The 3,045-nt window shown below is 37.1% G+C and carries 1 protein-coding gene; it reads left to right on the plus strand.

Features of this window, described 5'->3' with window-relative positions:
- Positions 1–214 precede the first annotated feature (214 nt).
- The gene (locus KSO91_RS16640; RefSeq protein WP_238744143.1) at positions 215–865 is read left to right on the plus strand and encodes a hypothetical protein; all 651 of its coding nucleotides are present in this window, start codon (positions 215–217) and stop codon (positions 863–865) included.
- The last annotated feature ends 2,180 nt before the right edge of the window (positions 866–3,045 follow it).

Raw genomic sequence — 3,045 nt, forward strand, 5'->3', positions numbered from 1 at the left:
ATGAAAAGTATGCTATGTTTATTCATGCTAGCCTCCACGTTATATTATTGATATATATATTATGGCTCTGGTTGTAAAACTAACCCACGGTAGAGGCTAGCACCTTAGTGGGAAGTCATTATGTCTATATTTTCGTGCAATTTGTGTTGTGTTCAAGTAATATAAAAATCACAAAAAATTGATTATTTGATTGAATACAACTTAAGGGATTAACATGTCAGGTTTAGGGTATAGCGTTAGAAATTATAATCTATCGCAAGTTAAACAAGATCCAATTTTATATTTATCACAATTGCTTGGGCTAGATAGTGAAATTGGCTTTATTCGTCAAAATAGTAAAAAAGCGTTACCTATTCTTTCAGGCCTTATCGTTTATCGACAACTTGGTCATATCGAAAAACAACAAGTCTTAAGATCTGCACAAAATTTAGGGAACTCAAAATTTTTTGGTAAAGTTCAAGCTCTCGTTGCAATTCTGATTGCAAATCCCCGTTGGAATAATTGGTGTCTATCAGACAGTGAGTTAAAGGCATTATTTAAAACCAATAAGGCAGTGTCAGGTTTCTTAGCTACATATTTCTTAACCGTTGATGGTAAGCTTGAAGCTGGAATTATTGCTAGTACAATCGTTGGTATTGCAAGTGATGGCGTAACAAAACATATTACAAGTCAACTCGGAAAGCCTATTGCAGAAGCTGGATTGTCTCGTTTAAAATTAAGTCAGGGTGCAGTTCAAACTGGAAGTCAGGCTTTTTTAATTGCTGTCGTAGTTGCAAGCGTTATGAAAAAGTTTACCGAAATTGAAGCTAAAAATGCTAAAGAAGAACTTTTTAGAAGAGGCTTATTGAAAGTCGGAGATCTTTAATATGTTCTATGGCGTATTTTTCATTCTAGCTTTGTATATTTCATATGCGTCGTCAGCTTATTTTTTTGAGCAACGTCGCAAAGGAAATGAGCTTAGTCTTAAAAACAAACTCACTTTATGCCTCGTCTACATCCTACCTTTTGCTAATTTATCTGCTTTGGTTATTAAATCATTAAATGTGCAGGATGATTTTAAAGTTATCTTGATTGCTGTTGGTAGTTTACTTTGTTTGTTTGTCATCCTAATGGCAGAAAAGCACAAGTACCCATCAAAATAAAACATAACAAAGCAAATCAATCAGACGCATAACGGTTGTCGCCGTTTTTGCTAAAAACAAAAAGCCAGCAAAAACAACGCCAACCTACGCGCTGTTGTTTGCGGCGTTAAATTTCACTCCACATTGTGAAATGTAAATTGATGAACAGGTTGGTTGGGTGTTTTAGGCGATCCCATTTTCAATGAGTTTGCGAATCGGCTCTCTGAATCGCAGTTGGAAATGGGGCAATATAAAGTTGGCTTTTTTATTAAACGAGCTGGGTTAATTTACCTATTTATCATCGTTACGTTTTGAGCATTGCTGTTTGCAGTTGGGCTACTTCGTTGAAAATTAAGTAGGTAAATCAAACAGTTTTAGTTTCAAGTTAAAAGAAATATAAGCGCTGTGTTTCATGTAGGCTACAAGCTTACAAGTCGCAAAACTTAACAAGGCAAAGCACTGGACGCATTACGCTTTGTCGTCTTTTTTGCAAAAAGAAAAAGCTGCAAAAACGTCGCCAAACCTATGTGCCAGTGTTTAGCGGCGTTAAATTTCACTCCGATTTGTGAAATGTAAAAATTGTAAATTGGTGAGGTCGCTGTTTTACGCAATCTCATTTGAAAAGTGTGTGGTAATCGGCTTTTTGAATCGCAGTTGGAATTGTGCCATTTTACTGTTTAGTTTATGGTAAACGCGCTTGGCTAATTTAATCATAGGCTTGGCGTTAGCGATTTTAGTTTTGTTGTTTTAAAAGGGCCTACTTCGTTGCTAAAAGTAAAGCAAAATAAATCTGTATCGTTTCAAGTTAAAACAATATTAAGCATTAAGCGTTTTGTAGGCAAAGAGCAAACAAGTCGCTAAAATTTAACAAGGCAATCAAATCGGACGCTTTACGGTTTGTCGCCTATTTTGCAAAAAAAAGCCGCAAAATCGCCGCCAAACCTAGCGCCGTTTATTGCAGGCGTTAAATTTCACTCCGATTTGTGAAATGTAAAAATGATTAATAGGTTTGTTTGGTGTTTTAGGCGATCCCATTTTCAATGAGTTTGCGAATCGGCTCTCTGAATCGCAGTTGGAAATGGGGCAATATAAAGTTGGCTTTTTTATTAAACGAGCTGGGTTAATTTACCTATTTATCATCGTTATGTTTTGAGCATTGCTGTTTGCAGTTGGGCTACTTCGTTGAAAATTAAGTAGGTAAATCAAACAGTTTTAGTTTCAAGTTAAAAGAAATATACGCGTTGCGTTTCATGTAGGCTACCAGCTTACAAGTCGCAAAACTTAACAAGGCAAAGCACTGGACGCATTACGCTTTGTCGTCTTTTTTGCAAAAAGAAAAAGCCGCAAAAACGTCGCCAAACCTAAGCGCCAGTGTTTAGCGGCGTTAAATTTCACTCCACATTGTGAAATGTAAATTGATGAACAGGTTGGTTGGGTGTTTTAGGCGATCCCATTTTTAATGAGTTTGCGAATCGGCTCTCTGAATCACAGTTGGAAATGGGGCAATATCAAGTTAGCTTTTGTACTAAACGGGCTGGGTTAATTTACCTATTTATCAGCATTACGTTTTGATCCTTTTTATCTAAAGTTGGGCTACTTCGTTGAAAATTAATTAGGTAAATCAAACAGTTTTAGTTTCAAGTTAAAAGAAATATAAGCGCTGTGTTTCATGTAGGCTACAAGCTTACAAGTCGCAAAACTTAACAAGGCAAAGCACTGGACGCATTACGCTTTGTCGTCTTTTTTGCAAAAACAAAAAGCTGCAAAAATGTCGCCAAACCTATGCGCCAGTGTTTAGCGGCGTTAGTGCGTCAAGCAAAGCTTGATGCATCTTGCAGGGTGTAAGTCCCTGTCAGGCAAGGTTTAACCAACCACCTGTATCGAGTGTTGCGCCTTTGGCGGAGTCTGGGATTCGTGTAACACT

Origin of the sequence: Psychromonas antarctica (assembly GCF_022267535.1) — a bacterium.
In the GTDB taxonomy this organism is placed as follows: domain Bacteria; phylum Pseudomonadota; class Gammaproteobacteria; order Enterobacterales; family Psychromonadaceae; genus Psychromonas; species Psychromonas antarctica.